The sequence below is a fragment of the Ruegeria sp. CDSC042 genome (genome assembly GCF_059610745.1).
Map to the genome: position 1 here is coordinate 108,143 of NZ_JBXWOF010000010.1, position 15,664 is coordinate 123,806.

The 15,664-nt window shown below is 57.2% G+C and carries 16 protein-coding genes; 8 read left to right on the plus strand and 8 right to left on the minus strand.

Annotated features, from left to right (window positions below; genetic code table 11):
• Nucleotides 1-83: 83 nt before the first annotated feature.
• Genes glcF through AC2FHX_RS17835 form a run of 3 tightly spaced genes read right to left on the minus strand, consistent with a single transcriptional unit; the run spans nt 84 to nt 3,980 of the window.
• On the minus strand, nt 84-1,406 hold the full coding sequence (gene glcF / locus AC2FHX_RS17825; protein WP_496703052.1) for a glycolate oxidase subunit GlcF: 1,323 nt from the start codon (nt 1,404-1,406) through the stop codon (nt 84-86).
• A gap of 4 nt (nt 1,407-1,410) precedes the next feature.
• A complete protein-coding gene (locus AC2FHX_RS17830; protein WP_496703051.1) occupies nt 1,411-2,511 on the minus strand; it encodes an FAD-binding protein in 1,101 nt (366 codons plus the stop codon).
• A 14-nt stretch (nt 2,512-2,525) separates the two neighbouring features.
• A complete protein-coding gene (locus AC2FHX_RS17835; protein WP_496703049.1) occupies nt 2,526-3,980 on the minus strand; it encodes an FAD-linked oxidase C-terminal domain-containing protein in 1,455 nt (484 codons plus the stop codon).
• A gap of 82 nt (nt 3,981-4,062) precedes the next feature.
• Between AC2FHX_RS17835 and AC2FHX_RS17840 the strand changes: the two genes are divergently transcribed.
• A complete protein-coding gene (locus tag AC2FHX_RS17840) occupies nt 4,063-4,773 on the plus strand; it encodes a DUF599 domain-containing protein (RefSeq protein ID WP_496692691.1) in 711 nt (236 codons plus the stop codon).
• A 233-nt stretch (nt 4,774-5,006) separates the two neighbouring features.
• On the opposite strand, the gene AC2FHX_RS17845 is transcribed toward AC2FHX_RS17840, so the two are convergent.
• Nucleotides 5,007-6,542, minus strand: a complete 1,536-nt coding sequence (locus AC2FHX_RS17845; protein WP_496703047.1) for a winged helix-turn-helix domain-containing protein — start codon at nt 6,540-6,542, stop codon at nt 5,007-5,009.
• A gap of 131 nt (nt 6,543-6,673) precedes the next feature.
• On the opposite strand from AC2FHX_RS17845, the gene cysK reads away from it, so the two are divergent.
• The 3 genes from cysK (at nt 6,674) to AC2FHX_RS17860 (ending at nt 9,783) form a co-directional block, all read left to right on the plus strand.
• Nucleotides 6,674-7,720, plus strand: coding sequence for a cysteine synthase A (gene cysK, locus AC2FHX_RS17850; RefSeq protein WP_496703045.1), 1,047 nt, complete (start codon nt 6,674-6,676; stop codon nt 7,718-7,720).
• Complete coding sequence (locus AC2FHX_RS17855; RefSeq protein ID WP_496703043.1) at nt 7,720-9,198, plus strand: pyridoxal phosphate-dependent decarboxylase family protein; 1,479 nt, start codon at nt 7,720-7,722, stop codon at nt 9,196-9,198. The genes cysK and AC2FHX_RS17855 overlap by 1 nt, the downstream gene beginning before the upstream one ends.
• Before the next feature lie 237 nt (nt 9,199-9,435).
• On the plus strand, nt 9,436-9,783 hold the full coding sequence (locus AC2FHX_RS17860) for a hypothetical protein (RefSeq protein WP_142638371.1): 348 nt from the start codon (nt 9,436-9,438) through the stop codon (nt 9,781-9,783).
• A gap of 2 nt (nt 9,784-9,785) precedes the next feature.
• Here the strand turns inward: AC2FHX_RS17860 and AC2FHX_RS17865 are convergent, their stop codons facing one another.
• The 4 genes from AC2FHX_RS17865 to AC2FHX_RS17880 form a co-directional block, all read right to left on the minus strand.
• On the minus strand, nt 9,786-10,271 hold the full coding sequence (locus AC2FHX_RS17865) for a flavodoxin family protein (RefSeq protein WP_496703041.1): 486 nt from the start codon (nt 10,269-10,271) through the stop codon (nt 9,786-9,788).
• A 1-nt stretch (nt 10,272) separates the two neighbouring features.
• Complete coding sequence (gene rlmH, locus AC2FHX_RS17870; RefSeq protein ID WP_496703039.1) at nt 10,273-10,743, minus strand: 23S rRNA (pseudouridine(1915)-N(3))-methyltransferase RlmH; 471 nt, start codon at nt 10,741-10,743, stop codon at nt 10,273-10,275.
• A 44-nt stretch (nt 10,744-10,787) separates the two neighbouring features.
• Nucleotides 10,788-11,150, minus strand: a complete 363-nt coding sequence (gene rsfS / locus AC2FHX_RS17875; protein WP_496692685.1) for a ribosome silencing factor — start codon at nt 11,148-11,150, stop codon at nt 10,788-10,790.
• Between the two features lie 161 nt (nt 11,151-11,311).
• Nucleotides 11,312-12,664: a mechanosensitive ion channel family protein gene (locus AC2FHX_RS17880; protein ID WP_496703038.1), complete on the minus strand. Its 1,353-nt coding sequence runs from the start codon at nt 12,662-12,664 to the stop codon at nt 11,312-11,314.
• A 102-nt stretch (nt 12,665-12,766) separates the two neighbouring features.
• On the opposite strand from AC2FHX_RS17880, the gene AC2FHX_RS17885 reads away from it, so the two are divergent.
• The 4 genes from AC2FHX_RS17885 to leuD are packed head-to-tail and all read left to right on the plus strand — an operon-like array spanning nt 12,767 to nt 15,561.
• The gene (locus tag AC2FHX_RS17885; RefSeq protein WP_271950909.1) at nt 12,767-12,865 is read left to right on the plus strand and encodes an isopropylmalate isomerase; all 99 of its coding nucleotides are present in this window, start codon (nt 12,767-12,769) and stop codon (nt 12,863-12,865) included.
• 52 nt (nt 12,866-12,917) lie between these two features.
• The gene (leuC, locus tag AC2FHX_RS17890; protein WP_496697309.1) at nt 12,918-14,321 is read left to right on the plus strand and encodes a 3-isopropylmalate dehydratase large subunit; all 1,404 of its coding nucleotides are present in this window, start codon (nt 12,918-12,920) and stop codon (nt 14,319-14,321) included.
• A gap of 37 nt (nt 14,322-14,358) precedes the next feature.
• The gene (locus tag AC2FHX_RS17895) at nt 14,359-14,913 is read left to right on the plus strand and encodes an HdeD family acid-resistance protein (protein ID WP_271950915.1); all 555 of its coding nucleotides are present in this window, start codon (nt 14,359-14,361) and stop codon (nt 14,911-14,913) included.
• A gap of 42 nt (nt 14,914-14,955) precedes the next feature.
• Nucleotides 14,956-15,561, plus strand: coding sequence for a 3-isopropylmalate dehydratase small subunit (gene leuD, locus AC2FHX_RS17900; protein WP_496703036.1), 606 nt, complete (start codon nt 14,956-14,958; stop codon nt 15,559-15,561).
• Nucleotides 15,562-15,664 lie beyond the last annotated feature (103 nt).

Consider the following 15,664-nt stretch of genomic DNA (forward strand, 5'->3'; position numbering starts at 1 on the left):
ATAGCTGTCAGGTACGGCGAAAATAGGGCATCGACAGTATAGCACGTTTCCCGGTCTACCTGATGCAGCCCTGCATCAGGTAGCTAACGCAGGATCGGCACGGCCGTTCCCACCTCATGACCCTGCTGCATCGCACGCGGCAATGGCCCGCCGGTGGACCAATCCAACAGCTCGACCGTATGCAAAATAGGTATCTGCGTGGCCGAACCGATCTGCATCATGCAACCAATATTGCCTGCAGCGATAACATCGGGGTTCTTAGCCTCAAGCGTCCGAACCTTGCGTTGCTTTAACTGACCCGAGATTTCGGGCTGCATCAGGTTATAGGTCCCGGCGCTGCCACAGCACAGATGGCTGTCTGAAGGCTCTAACACGGTGAAACCCGCGTTCTTCAGCAGGTCTTTGGGATGGTTTTTGATCTTTTGCCCATGCTGCAAAGAACAAGCGGCATGATAGGCGACGGTCATGCCCTTGTGCTGGCCTCCGGGCAGGTCCAGCTGCACCAGCAATTCGCTGATATCCATGGCAATCTCCGAAACCCGCGCGGCATCTGCCGCCAAATCCTCGTTTCGGAACATGTGCCCGTAATCCTTGACGGTCGTACCACAACCCGAGGTGTTGATGACGACGGCATCCAGCCCCTGGCCATCGATCTCATTGGTCCAGGCCTGTATATTGGCCGCCGCCGCTTTGTGGCTGTCAGCCACCTTGCCCATGTGATGGGTCAGCGCACCACAGCATCCCGCGCCTTTGGCCACAACGACTTCGCAGCCCAGCCGGGTCAGCAGGCGAATCGTGGCATCGTTGATATCCGTGTTCAGCGCCTTTTGGGCGCAGCCTGTCATCAGTGCCACGCGCTTTTTCGGCGCTCCTTTAGGGGCAAAGCGTTGCGGGTCATCGTTGCGGCTGACCGGAGGGATATGTTTTGGTGCCATCTCCAGCATCGCCCGCAGCCGCGCATCCGGCATCAGAAACCGAAAGGGACGGCCCAGCTTGGCCCCGATCAGGGCCCAGCGAAACCGCGTCGGATAGGGCAGAATCTGCGCCAGAACCCAACGCAGAAGGCGATCGGTCAGTGGGCGTTTGTAGTTTTGCTCGATATACTCGCGCGCGTGATCGACCAGGTGCATATAGTGAACGCCCGACGGACAGGTGGTCATGCAGGCCAAACAGGACAGGCAGCGGTCGATATGTTTGACGGTTTTCTCATCCGGGACACGCTCATTCTCAAGCATGTCCTTGATCAGGTAGATCCGTCCGCGCGGGCTGTCGAGCTCATCCCCCAGCACCTGATAAGTCGGGCAGGTGGCAGTACAAAAGCCGCAATGAACACAGCTGCGCAGGATCTGGTTCGATCGCTGGATCGCCGGATCCTGCAACTGTTTTTCGGTGAAATCTGTCTGCATTACCCTACCCCATCAGCCCTGGGTTAAACAGCCCTCGGGGATCAAATCTCGCCCGAATGCCTTTTATTAGAGCCTGTGTAGCTACACTCTCAGGCTGGAACCGGCCCAGCCGCTCGACCATTTCCGCATCGCCGCGCACAAGGGTTGCATGACCAGAAAAAGTGCCAAGACGCGCGCGCAAATCGGTTCCCGCAGGAAGACGCAGCCAGATCAGACCCCCGCCCCAGTCGTAGAGCACCTGTTCAGCCTCGGCCCGCGCCGCGATCATCGGGGCGTCACCGGGCGTGACAGACAGACGCCAAACGTCGCCAGCCTTGCCCCGGAACGCGTGAACATCGCGGATCGCCGTCCACAGTGTTGCCGGTTCATCGACATTTGCGATCTGGCCGAACCCAGACAGTTCGGATGTCAGCCTCTCGGTTCTGTAAGCGACGGAATCGGCAAAACCTTCGACTCTAATTAAGGCCTTTTCGCCTTCCGGGTCATAAGCTGCGCCAGTGACCTCGAACGGAGATCTAAGCGCTGCGGACAGCGTTTTTATCGCTGCTTCTGCATTAGATACGGTCACTGACAGCGTTGCTGTGTGTTCTGGCTTGGGCAGGACTTTCAGCGATACTTCGGTCAGCACGCCCAACGTTCCCCAGGACCCACACATCAGCTTGACCAGATCATAGCCAGTGACATTCTTCATCACCCGCCCGCCATTTTTGATCACCTGCCCGGTGCCATCGACATATCGCACCCCCAGCAAGAAATCGCGACATGCGCCTGCCTGAATGCGGCGCGGCCCCGAGATGTTAGCAGCAACCACACCGCCGATGGTCGGTTCGCCTTGGGTGCCCAACAGGCTGCGATGGTCCATCGGCTCAAAGGCCAGTTGCTGGCCCTCGGCGTCCAATGCGGCCTCAACCTCGGCCAACTGTGTCCCGGCCTGCGCAACCAGCGTCAGGGCACCGGGTTCATACAGTGTGATGCCTGTCAGCCTGCTGGTCTCAATCACTTCGTCAGGCCCCGCGATACCACGGGTGCCGCCGCCGGCGATACGCACGGCGCCTGTCAACCCGGCCACCATCTGGGCCAGTTCAGTTTCTGACGTGGGTTTCATCATATTTCTCTTTGTTAGAGCCTATTTGCAGCCATTTGCGGGTCGCGACGGGATTCGGAGGCATCCAGCGGGAACACTTTGGCGGGGTTCAGCAACCATCCTGGATCGAACACATCCTTAACCGCCATCTGCGCCTCAAGATCCGCAGGGGCATATTGATGATGCATCAGATCGCGCTTTTCAATTCCCACACCGTGCTCACCGGTCAGGCAACCGCCCTCATCCACACAAAGTTTCAGGATTTCCGCCCCGAACGCCTCACATTTTTCGAGGTCGCCGGGTTTGTTGGCATCAAACAGGATCAAAGGGTGCATGTTCCCGTCGCCGGCATGGAATACATTTCCAACCGGCAGGCCGAACTCATCGCTCAGCTCACCAATCCGGCGCAATACGGCGGGCAGCGCCGATACCGGGATGGTCCCATCCAGGCACATATAGTCGTTCATCTGCCCCATGGCGCCAAAGGCCGATTTGCGGCCCAACCAGATCCGGGCGCTTTCATCCGCCGACTGGCTCTCGCGCAGCTCGACCGGATCGTGGCGTTTTGCAATCTCGACAATCTTGGCCAGCTGGCTGTCGATCTCGGCCTCCGAGCCTTCGACCTCGACAATCAACAATGCTTCGCATTCCGGATACCCGGCATGTGCAAAGTTTTCGCAGGCCTGAATGCACAGGCGATCCATGAACTCAATCGCAACAGGCAAGATACCGGACTTGATGATGTCCGAAACGCATTGGCCTGCGATTTCATTGTCATCAAACCCCATCAGGACGGGCCGTGCGCCTTCTGGCTTGCGCAGGATGCGCAGGGTCGCTTCGGTGACGACGCCCAGTTGCCCTTCGGACCCGCAGATCACCCCCAGCAGGTCAAGACCCGGCGCGTCCAGATGAGCGCCACCGATTTCGACTACGCAGCCATCCATCATCACCAGGGTCACACCCAGCAGGTTGTTCGTGGTCACCCCGTATTTCAGGCAATGCGCCCCGCCGGAATTCATCGCGATATTGCCCGCAATCGCGCAAGCCAGTTGCGACGACGGATCGGGGGCATAAAAGAAATCCTCTTCCTCGACCGCGCCGGTGACACTCAGGTTGGTGCGCCCAGTCTGGACCTTGATGAATCGGTTGTCATAATCAATCTCTAGCACGTCGTTCATCCGGGCCACGCCCAGTATGACGCAATCAGCTGTTGGCAGCGCGCCCCCGGCCAGCGACGTACCCGCACCACGCGGTACCACCGGCACGCCTTCGTCATGGCAAATGCGCAAGATATCCGAGACCTGCTGCGTGGTCGAAGGCAAAACCGCCAGCATCGGCGGGCATCTATAGGCGGTCAAAGCATCACATTCATAGGCGCGTGTCTCGGCCGGGTCATGAATGATCGCGTCGTCCGGCAGAACCCCCGACAGGCGCGCCACCACCGCATCTTTGCGACGCAGGACATCAGGGCTTGGCTTTGGCATTTCCATGGCAGGCTCCTTGGTTTGGTAAAATAATATTACCAATTTGTCAGTATGGCAAGTTCCGACTTCCGGAAGTACTGTCACGGCCATGACCTGGATTGACCGCGCCGCTCTGTTTGCCCCTTTGGATTTTGCCGCCATAACGCTGATGATGGGGGCCTGGCTGTGCCTTGGGTGGATGATCGAAAACCCGTCGCCAAAGAAGCGGTCAGTGGCCTTGATGATGGATGAGTATCGCCGCGACTGGATGCGCGAGATGGTCACACGCCAGCCAAGGATGTTTGACGCGCAGGTCGTGGCCACGATGCGGCAAGGCAGTACCTTCTTTGCCTCGACCACGATGATTGCCATCGGTGGTGGCCTGGCCCTGCTGGGCAATACCGAGCGTCTGGCCGGTGTCGCCAGTGATCTGGCCATCGGCAGCTTTCCAGCCCTGGTGTGGGAGATCAAGATACTCGCCGTCGTCCTGCTGCTGGCCAATGCCTTTCTGAAATATGTCTGGGCGCATCGTCTGTTCGGCTATTGCGCGGTACTGATGGCCGCGGTCCCGAATGAGCCCGAAGATCCCATCGCCTATCCCCGCGCCACGCAATCGGCCGAAATCTGCGTCACCGCAGCCCGCAGCTTTAACCGCGGGCTGCGCTCTACCTATTTCGCACTGGCCTTGCTTGCATGGTTTCTGGGGCCACTCGCGTTGATCGTCGGCACAGTTATCACTGCAGGCCTGCTTTACCGACGCGAATTCGCCTCGCAATCCCGCGCGATCCTACTGGCACAGGCAGACAATACGCCGTCGTGATCTAATGCCATGGCTGTGGCGTTACTGCGCCGCCTTTAGTTCTTCCTTGTTACGAGCTGGTTTTCGTGTGGGTCGAAACGAACTTTTTGATCAACGCACAATGAATTGCCGATTTGAGCCCAAAATGCCGATTGCTGCGCCTCAATCCAATGATTACTTATCGTTGGTAACGGCGCTCATTACTTTTTGGTCGCCCACCAAAACCAATCACGGCGCTGATTTCTGACGTAATCCTAGAATCCTAACGCTGTGAGCGCTGCACGTGTTGTGTTTCTTGCCTCACCCTTAGGAAGGGGGAAGGCCGCGAAAAAATGATCTAGTGACGCGTCCGGGCGACGCTTGCGGGCGCAATCAGCAAATCTACGGCCGTCTTCTATGTTTCCATTCGCCTGATGGGCCATAGCCGCTAACATATCGATGAGGAAATGCGCGCCGGGTGTGCGTGCAGACAGATCCCCCCAATGCGCGGCCTCTTCCCATTGGCAACTGTTGATCCGTGCCCATGCTTTCATGCCGTGCATTCCATAGAGCAACGGGTCTAGCGGGCTGAGGCGCGTCGCCAGATCTGCACGTTGGTCAATGTTATCACTGACGCCGTTCAACGCTTGCACTAGACCGAGCGAGTAGTGACCCTGCGCATAATTTGGATTTAGCGAAACAGCCTGTTGCAAGTAATGCACCGCGGTATCCAAATCTTGCTGAATCCAATAGCTGCGCCCAAGCACAAAATTGGAAAACGGGTCATCGGGGGCCTGTTCCATTGCCCGTTCAGCAGCAGATAAGGCATCCTGAGCGGCAACACCGCGATCGGCGCCGAAACCGGTAAACGCCTTCTGGAAAGAAACGAAAGAAAGCCCGGCATGGGCACGTGCAAAATTGGGCGCACGGGCAAGAGCTTCTTTGAAATATCTGGCAGACAAAGCGTTGTCTTCTTGGGTGAACCGATAAATGTGGTTTAGTCCAAGGTGGAAAAAGCTCCAGGCGTCGAGGGATTCAATATCCTGCCGTCGGGCCTCGGCGGCCTGGTGGCGCGGAACATGGAGTTCGACCGCTGCTACTACAGAATTGGTGACATCTGCCTTGATAGAAAAAATGTCATCAATCAGGCCAGTGTAGCGATCAGCCCAGATCACTTGTCCAGAATCCGCAGCAGCAAGCACCGGCGACACGGTCAGATTTGGTCCGTTAATCTCGACGCTACCCGACAGCACATATCTTACATCTAACTGCTCGCGCACACTTTGCGTGTTTGCAACGCTACCGAGTTGGAAACTTGAGGCGCGCGCAATGACCGTCACCCACTTTGTCAGCGACAACGACACAATCAATTCATGTGCAAGGGCCGGAGCGATCACCCTAGCCTGATCTGTTTCTCCAAAGGCCTGAAACGGCAACACGGCAATGGATGGAGCGACCCCTTCATTGATGATCAGCGTCTCTGCGAGGTTTGCGTCGACCTTTTTGGTCACCGGCAATTCGAACCGAAAGCCCTGTCCCCGGATCGTGCGGATGATGCTTTGCGTTTTCCCGTCATCCCCCAAAGCGGCACGGGCAGATCGGATACGGCTTGCAATAGCGGCGTCTGAAATTGGTGCGCCATTCCAGATTTTGGTGACAATTTCGTCCAATGTCGTCACGCGCGAGCCGTTTTGGACCAATAAGCTCAGCAACAGGAAAACTTGCCGTTCAAGGTGAACGCCTTGACCGTCCGAATACCGCAATTCAGCGGCAGCGTGGTCCAGCTCGAAATTGCCAAAACAGAATTTCATGAAAGAAATCTATCAGAAGTCGCGAAATTCTACACCATTTCTACAAGCTGTCTGCAAGCTTGTGCGCGAACCATGGGGCAAAGTCAGTACATTAATGCAGATCATCATCCATTCAAAGAGGGGCTAGGAAAGTGATTTACGCAAATATCAACGAAACAATCGGACAAACGCCGGTCGTCCGGATCAACAATCTAGCACCCGATCACGTAGAGCTTTTTGTCAAAGCCGAGTTTTTCAACCCCGCAGCATCTGTCAAAGACAGGTTAGCGCTTAGCATTATCGAAGAAGCCGAGAAAAGCGGGGCGCTAAAACCAGGCCAAACGGTTGTTGAGGCAACCAGCGGCAACACCGGAATTGGTCTGGCGATGGTGTGTGCTGCAAAGGGCTATCCATTGGTGATCGTAATGGCGGACAGTTTTTCCGTCGAACGGCGGCGCCTCATGCGGGTGTTAGGGGCGAAAGTGGTGCTGACACCGCGGGCCGAAAAGGCGATGGGAATGTACAACAAGGCGGTAGAGCTGGCCGAGGCCAACGGTTGGTTTCTGGCCCGTCAATTTGAAACGGACGCGAATGCAAAAGTTCATGAAATGACAACAGGTCCTGAAATTATCGCAGATTTCAAGGATAAGCGGCTGACGCATTTTGTAACGGGATTTGGCACAGGAGGCACATTGACCGGAGTCGCGCGCGTACTGCGCCGCGAGTCACCCGATACCCGGATTATCCTGACCGAACCTGAAAATGCCGGACTCGTAGGAAGTGGGATTGCGCAGGATCGCAATTCTGATGGCAGCCCTGTCGCCGGTCATTCGGCTTGGCAACCACACCCGTTTCAAGGTTGGTCACCTGACTTTATCCCGGCTGTGTTGCAAGAAGCTTTGGACAATGGATCATTTGACGAACTGATGCCTGTCGCCGGTCCTGGCGCGATCAAAATGGCACAGCAGCTTGCCCAGAAAGAGGGCATTCTGACGGGGGTGTCAGGTGGCGGCACGGTTCTGGCAGCACTGCAAGTTGCTAAGAACGCCCCGGAAGGATCCGTTATTTTGGCGATGTTGCCAGATACGGCTGAACGCTATCTTTCGACGCCTTTGTTTGACGACATCGAGGCCGAGATGACCAACGAGGAACGCGCGATTTCCCTGTCCACACCAAGTGCGCAAATGGCGGGCGAGTAATGGACAGAATGCTGCATCAGGAAGAAACACTCGACCCGGAAGACTGGGAGGCCATGCGTGCCACGGCGTACCGCATGGTGGATGAAGCTGTGTCTCGGCTTTCCAATGTGCGCGAATCTCCTGTTTGGCAAAACATGCCAGACAGCGTGCGCGCGACATACAAAGAAGCGCTACCGAGATCGGGAATGCCACTTGATACAGTCTTTGAAGAGATGAAAACCAACTTGCTGCCCTATCCAATGGGTAACATCCATCCCAGATTTTGGATGTGGTATATGGGTGCCAGCAATTTCACCGGCGCTCTCGGCGACTTTTTAGCTGCCATTCTGGGGTCAAACCTCGGCGGCGGAAATCACGCCGCAGCCCTTATGGACCAGCAAGTGGTGGACTGGCTCAAGACCATGGTCGGGTTCCCGGCTGGTGCTAGTGGAACCTTGACCAGTGGTGGCTCCGTAGCCAACCTGATAGGCCTCACGGTTGCGCGCAACACAGCTCTCGGCCAGCAAACCATCAGGGAACATGGGGTCGGCGGTGCTAGGCTGGCGTTTTATGCGTCCGATCAGGTTCATGGCTGCCATCTGACTGCAATGGAAGTGCTGGGCCTTGGATCAAATTCCCTGCGGTGCCTGCCATCCCGATCAGACTATACGATGGACGTTACAGCCTTGCGTGCACAGATTGCCGAAGACCGCGCGCATGGCATCCAGCCAGTCGCCATTATCGCAACAGCTGGAACTATCAACACCGGCGCAATTGACGATTTGTCCGCACTCGCAGATGTGTCCCGGCGCGAAGGTCTCTGGCTTCACGTGGACGGTTGCATCGGAGCACTAGCCGCTATTGCTCCTAAAAACGGAGATAAGCTAAAAGGTCTGGACAAAGCTGACTCTGTTGCGCTGGACCCACATAAATGGCTGCATGCACCGTTTGAGGTTGGCTGTTGTGTGGTCAAAGACAAATCGCAACATGTTGATACTTTCGCACTTAGCCAGTCATACCTGGAGAAGGAACCACGTGGCGTCGCCGCTGCCGATTGGCTACATGATTTTGGCATTCAGACATCGCGCGGGTTCCGGGCGCTTAAGGTTTGGATGAGCCTGAAGGAGCATGGTGTCGAAAAATTTGGTCGGCTGATCGACCAGAACATCAACCAAGCAGAGTATCTGGCGGATCGCATCCGAATGGCACAGGATATCGAACTTTTAGCCGATCCTGTGTTGGACATCGTGTGCTTTCGCATTTGCCTGCCCAACATGACGGAATCCAATCTCGAAGCCCTCAACCGAGAAGTCATGCTGCGACTGCAGGAAGATGGGGTTGCGGCGCTCTCTGACACGAGAGTTGGGTCGACCTATGCGCTGCGCTGCGCCATTTCCAATCACCGAACGCAACTGAGTGATCTTGACATACTTGTGGAGCAAATAGAGGAATTGATCCCGACATACAGATCGACCTTGCTCGATAACGAACCATACTGAAGGTATTGGTTGTGCGAGCAAAATACGTTTCATATGATGCTCTGATACCATAGTGATTGCAACTGGTTGCATAGAAGTTGTCCACGTGCTGTTGGCGATCTGGCAGCACTAGGATGTCGGTTTGCTGCCGTGGACAATTCCCCAGCCCTCCGTTTGGAGTCGGATCTACCCGCGTAAAACGCTATGTAGCCAAAAAGAAAACCTTTGTGGGGCCCGCCAAGAGTTTAGGATCGAAACATGCGATATGTGATTCTCTGCACCTTTCTGGCCAGCCCCACCTTAGCCGATCCGCCAACGATCGAGCAGGTCAACGCCTCGTCTAGCGGTGGCAGTTGGCGTTTCGACGTGACGATCCGGCATCCGGACACCGGATGGGATCACTATGCCGATGGCTGGCGTGTGCTGGATATGGATGGGAATGAGCTGGGGATGCGTGTGTTGCATCACCCACATGAGACGGAACAGCCCTTTACCCGCTCGCTGGGCGGGGTGGCAATTCCGGATGGTACATCGCAGGTTCAGATACAGGCCCGTTGCAGCGTGGATGGCTGGGCGGACGAAACCATTGTTGTGCCGCTGAACTGACCTCAGAACACGCCCAACGTCAGCCCTGCGGCCATCGCCTGCCCCAAGTCGCGGCATGTCTGCAGCGCCTCTTCGGGGATGCGTTTTTCGGCCAGGATCGCCTCGGGCGTTTGTGCATGGGTGCATATGATCAACGGCAACTGAACTTCTTTCAGCCGCCATCCGGTTGCAATTCGGGCCGTCTGTCGTGCCGCATTCTGCCCGTCTGACCCGGCACAGATCATCTGGGCATAGGGGCGACCTTCGATGCGACCAAGAACCGGATAATAACAGCGGTCGTAAAACTCTTTCATCACGCCCGAAATCGCCGCCAGGTTTTCGGGTGCGCAGAAGATATAACCATCTGCGGTCAGCAGATCTTGGGGTCCGGCCCGCTCTGCGGGCTTCAAAACGGTGTCGGCCTCATCGCGCGCGCCTTCGGCTGCAGCGTCGGCCATTTGGTGGCTGCCGCCGGTGCGTGAATGGTAAACGATCAATAGCTGCGCCATGTCAGACCCGGTGATAGGGACCGCCCGACAGGATGGTTGCGGCCCGATAAAGTTGCTCGGCCAGCATCACACGGACCAGCATGTGGGGCCAGACCATGGACCCGAAAGAGATGGAGAAATCCGCCTCGGCGCGCAGATCAGGATCTATTCCGTCGGCACCGCCAATGATCAGCGCCAGATCCTGCCGCCCCGCATCGCGCCAACTGCCCAGCTTTTGGGCAAAATCGGGCGAGGACATCACCCGCCCCCGTTCATCCAGCGTGCAGATTACGGTGCCTTTGGGCAGCGCCTTGCGCAGCAATGTGGCCTCGGCCCCCATCCCTGCGTTTTTCTTGTCTTCGACCTCGATCACCCGCGCAGGCCCAAGGCCCAGCGCGCGGCCGGTCCGATCAAATCGGGTAAGGTAATCATCAAGCAGGGATTTCTCGGGTCCGGCACGCAATCGCCCGACCGCAACTATGCTGATCCGCATATCTCTCTCGCCTCCGGCCCGTTAATGCAGGCCGGGATAGCGCCTCAGTTCGCCGAGGCGCTGCTGCCCGCAGGCTGCCACATCTTTTCCAGCTGATAGAATTCACGCACTTCGGGGCGGAAGATATGAACGACCACGTCGCCCGTATCGATCAGCACCCAGTCGCCGGCATCCTTGCCTTCGACCTTCGAGGTGAATCCGAATTCCTGCTTGATGCGATCCGTAAGCTTTTCCGCCATGGCCGAGACCTGACGGGTCGACCGACCCGAGGCAATAACCATGTGATCCGCGACAGACGACTTGCCCTGCAGGTTGATCTGCACGACGTCTTCGGCCTTGTCATCGGAAAGTGAGGAAAGGATACGTTCAAGCAGCTTGTCGCTGATTGACTGAGAGTGGGCCATCATATTGGCCCCATCTTCGGCGGGCAAACCCGCCTGAGTGTGTAGAGACAGGACATAGTCCTCCTTTGCTGCGCGCCATGATATCCCGGCGCCGGGGTACTAATAAGGTAGCAAGGAGATTGCAACATTTCAATGAACACAGACCAAAGGGTCGCAACGATTGCTTAGTCGGTGGCAAGCTGTTGCGCATCCGTGTCGTCATTCAGCACGCGCACCTCTCGCTGCGGGAATGGGATCGAGATGCCTTCGGCCTGAAACGCGTCCCACAGCGCCAGATAGACATTGCCCCGTATATTGGTCAGCCCTTTGGTCGGATCGCTGATCCAGAATCGCAGCACGTAATCCACGCTGCTGTCGCCAAACCCCGTAATGTGGCAGACCGCGTCATGTCCGTGGCCACTGAGCACACGCTCGACAGATTTAACCGCTTGGATGGCCGTTGCCCGCACATTATGGGGGTCATCCGTGTAACTTGTGCCAAATGTCAGATCCAGCCGCACGAACCGGTCCGAATGCGACCAGTTCACCACCTGATTGGTGATCAAATCCTCGTTCGGGATCAGGTATTCGCGCCCATCCCGCGTTACCACCGAGACATAGCGCGCGCCCAGCGCGTTGATCCAGCCAAACGTGTCGCCCAGCGAAATCACATCGCCCGGTTTAATCGACCGATCCATCAGGATGATGATGCCCGAGATCAGATTCGACACCACTTTCTGCAAACCAAAGCCGATGCCGACACCAATGGCCCCCGACAACAGCGCAATACCAGTCAAATCAAAGCCCAGCGTCCGAATGGCGGCCATGAAGACGGCGCCGTAGATGACGACCTGTAATCCCTTGGCCAACAAGACCTGCATTGACGGCGAGATATCGTCATTGCGTTTGAGGCCACGTTCAGCAGCACCGGTGCCAAGACGGGCCAGCGTCAACAACACGCCAATCAGCAAAAGCGCCTTGAGGATACCCAACGCCGAGAGGTGCAGATCCCCGATCGAGATCGCCACCCCATCCAGAAACCCAGCGACGTCATCGGTCAAGTTCAGCGCAATCAGCGTCGCATAAGCCCACATTGCCCATTTGAAAATTCGCCGCAGCGTCCGGTTTCGGACCAGACGGGCCACTAACGCAATCGCCAGCCAGGCGGTCGCCAATGTTGCCACCACCCCGATGATATAGCTGCGCGATGGCCAGGTGATCTGCTGCATCACCAGATACAGCATCCAGGACAGCGTGACGAAATAGACAAGTGTCAGACGCTGCATCAGCTGGATCAGCGTGCGCAACCGCCATTTGGGCCAACCAGAGCGGGCACGGGCCCAGGCCTCCCATCGGCCCTGCGTAACCAGCTTCAACACATAGGCCAGCGCCCAGAGACCCAGGATGATGACCAGCTGATGTTGACGCCAGCCCGGTGTAATGACCAGATCGACCAGTCTATCGAATTGCAGGGAAAAGGCCTCGATCATGGTCTGATACAGATCAGACAGCGAACTGGGTATCAGGTCTGGGTTCATGCACGTCTCCTGCTTGCCAGCTTGGACAGCGTTGACGCATGATGCAAGCCCGTCGCCGGATTGCGCCTTGATTGACGGACTGACGCGATATATCTGATGCGCATGAGACTCAATCTGACCCCAGCACCTACGTTGCAAGACCGCACGCGACTGCGTGAACGGTTCTTTGGGGCCGCCCGCACGGTTCTGGCCCGCCTATAAGCGGCGTCCAGCCACTCGCCAGCTAAATCTCAATACATACGGGAGAGGACCGATGTCCCCCAAAACACTCTATGACAAGATCTGGGATGCCCATGTCGCGCACGAAGCCGATGATGGCACCTGCCTGCTGTATATCGACCGCCATCTGGTCCACGAAGTGACCAGCCCGCAGGCCTTCGAAGGCCTGCGTATGGCGGGTCGCCCGGTACGCGCACCGGAAAAGACCATCGCGGTACCGGATCACAACGTGCCCACCACGCCGGATCGCGTGAACGGCATCGAAAACCCCGAATCGCGCATTCAGGTCGAGGCACTGGACAAGAACGCCAAGGATTTCGGCATTCACTATTACCCGGTGAATGACGTTCGCCAGGGCATCGTGCATATCGTCGGACCCGAACAGGGTTGGACCCTGCCCGGCATGACTGTTGTTTGCGGCGACAGCCACACCGCTACCCATGGCGCGTTTGGTGCTCTGGCCCATGGCATCGGCACCTCTGAGGTCGAGCATGTTCTGGCCACGCAAACCCTGATCCAGAAGAAATCCAAGAACATGAAGGTGGAAATCACCGGCACACTGCAGCCGGGCGTGACCGCCAAGGATATCACTCTGGCCGTGATCGGCGAGACCGGCACTGCTGGTGGCACCGGCTATGTCATCGAATATTGCGGCGAAGCGATCCGCAATCTGTCGATGGAAGGCCGCATGACCGTCTGCAACATGGCCATCGAAGGCGGTGCCCGCGCCGGCCTGATCGCCCCGGATGAGACCACGTTCGAATATGTCAAAGGCCGCCCACACGCACCGAAAGGGGCCCAGTGGGAAGCGGCGATGGACTGGTGGAAAACGCTGTTCACCGACGAAGACGCGCATTTCGACAAGGTCATCACCCTGCGCGGCGAAGACATCGCGCCGGTCGTCACCTGGGGCACCAGCCCCGAGGACGTGCTGCCGATCACTGCATCCGTGCCTCACCCCGAGGATTTCGAAGGCGGCAAAGTCGATGCGGCCCGCCGGTCGATCGAATATATGGGTCTGGAAGCCGGTCAGAAGCTCAGCGACGTTGAAATCGACACCGTCTTTATCGGGTCCTGCACCAACGGCCGCATCGAGGACCTGCGCGCCGCTGCCGAGATTCTGAAGGGCAAAAAGATCAAGGACGGGATGCGGGCGATGGTTGTGCCCGGTTCAGGCCTTGTCCGCGCGCAGGCCGAGGAAGAAGGTCTGGCCGAGATCTTCAAAGAGGCCGGGTTCGAATGGCGTCTGGCGGGATGTTCCATGTGCCTTGCGATGAACCCCGACCAGTTGCAACCGGGCGAGCGCTGCGCTGCAACCTCAAACCGCAACTTCGAAGGCCGTCAGGGCCGCGGCGGGCGCACCCACCTGCTAAGCCCCGCAATGGCTGCCGCAGCGGCAATCACAGGACGGCTGACAGACGTCCGCGAGTTGATGTAAGCTGCCCTCATAACTGGATATTTGAGGGATTTAAGACATGAGTGACTGGATCAAATGGCTCCTGATGGGGCTTCTGTCCATAGTGTTCGGCCTTTTTGTGCTGGGCGCGCCTGCAGTGGCGTCGATTGCCGTAACGGTGGTGACCGGCGTACTGCTGCTGATTTCAGGGGCATTGCAGGTGGTCGGCGGGTTCACCGTCGAGGGTACCGGCAACAAGATCCTGTCGCTTATTATGGGTGCGGTGATGCTGTTTCTGGGCTGGTCCTTCCTGGATCACCCGCTGCAGGGCACCGTGACGCTGGCGACGGTTTGTCTGATCCTGTTCATGGCAGGCGGTATTGCGCGGGTCATTTTGTCGTTCCAGATGAAAGGTACGCAGTATTTCTGGGCGACACTGATCTCGGGCGTGATGTCGATTGTTCTGGCGATGCTCATCTGGCGGTTCGCAGCAACCGATCCCGTCGTGCTGTTGCAACTGCTCGGCATCCTGTTGGGGATCGAAATGGTGTTCAACGGTCTGGGCCTGGTCTTCATGGCGCTCTTCATCAAAGACGCACCCAAAGGCGAAACAACTGAAGCGAAACAAGCTTAAACGCGGGGCATGGGCGCGGCCCTCCCCCGCAGGAGTGTAGACATGGAAAAGTTTGACAAAGTCCACGGGGTGGCCGCCCCGATGCCATTGATCAATATCGACACCGATATGATCATTCCGAAAGTGCACCTGAAAACGATCAAACGATCCGGCCTTGGCGTCGTACTGTTTGACGAGATGCGCTATCACGATCACGGCGGTGAGAATGAAGAGTTCATTCTGAACAAACCCGCCTATCGGAAAACCGAGATTCTGGTGGCCGGCGACAATTTCGGCTGCGGCTCATCGCGCGAACACGCGCCCTGGGCGATCAAGGATTTCGGCATCAAGGTTGTGATCTCGACCAGCTTTGCCGACATCTTCTTCAACAACTGCTTCAAGAACGGCATCCTGCCCATCGTGGTCGAGGAAGAACATCATGCGGTTCTGATGGAAGACGCGCATAGAGGCGAAAACGCCCGCATGACCGTGCATCTGGAAGATCAGCAAATCACCACATCCGATGGTGTCGTGATCGAATTCGAGGTGGATTCTCATCGTAAGCACTGCCTGCTGAACGGTCTGGACGATATTGGCCTGACGATGGAAAAAGACCATCACATCGAGAAATTCGAGGATCATGCGGGCCAGGCACGCCCCTGGGTGTGATTCTGGGAACGAATCTGTTGATACTCAACTTTATGGGGACGCCACGGCGTCCCCATTCGCCTTCTTGGGGTTCTGAACGGCGAAACCACTACATATAGGTCTC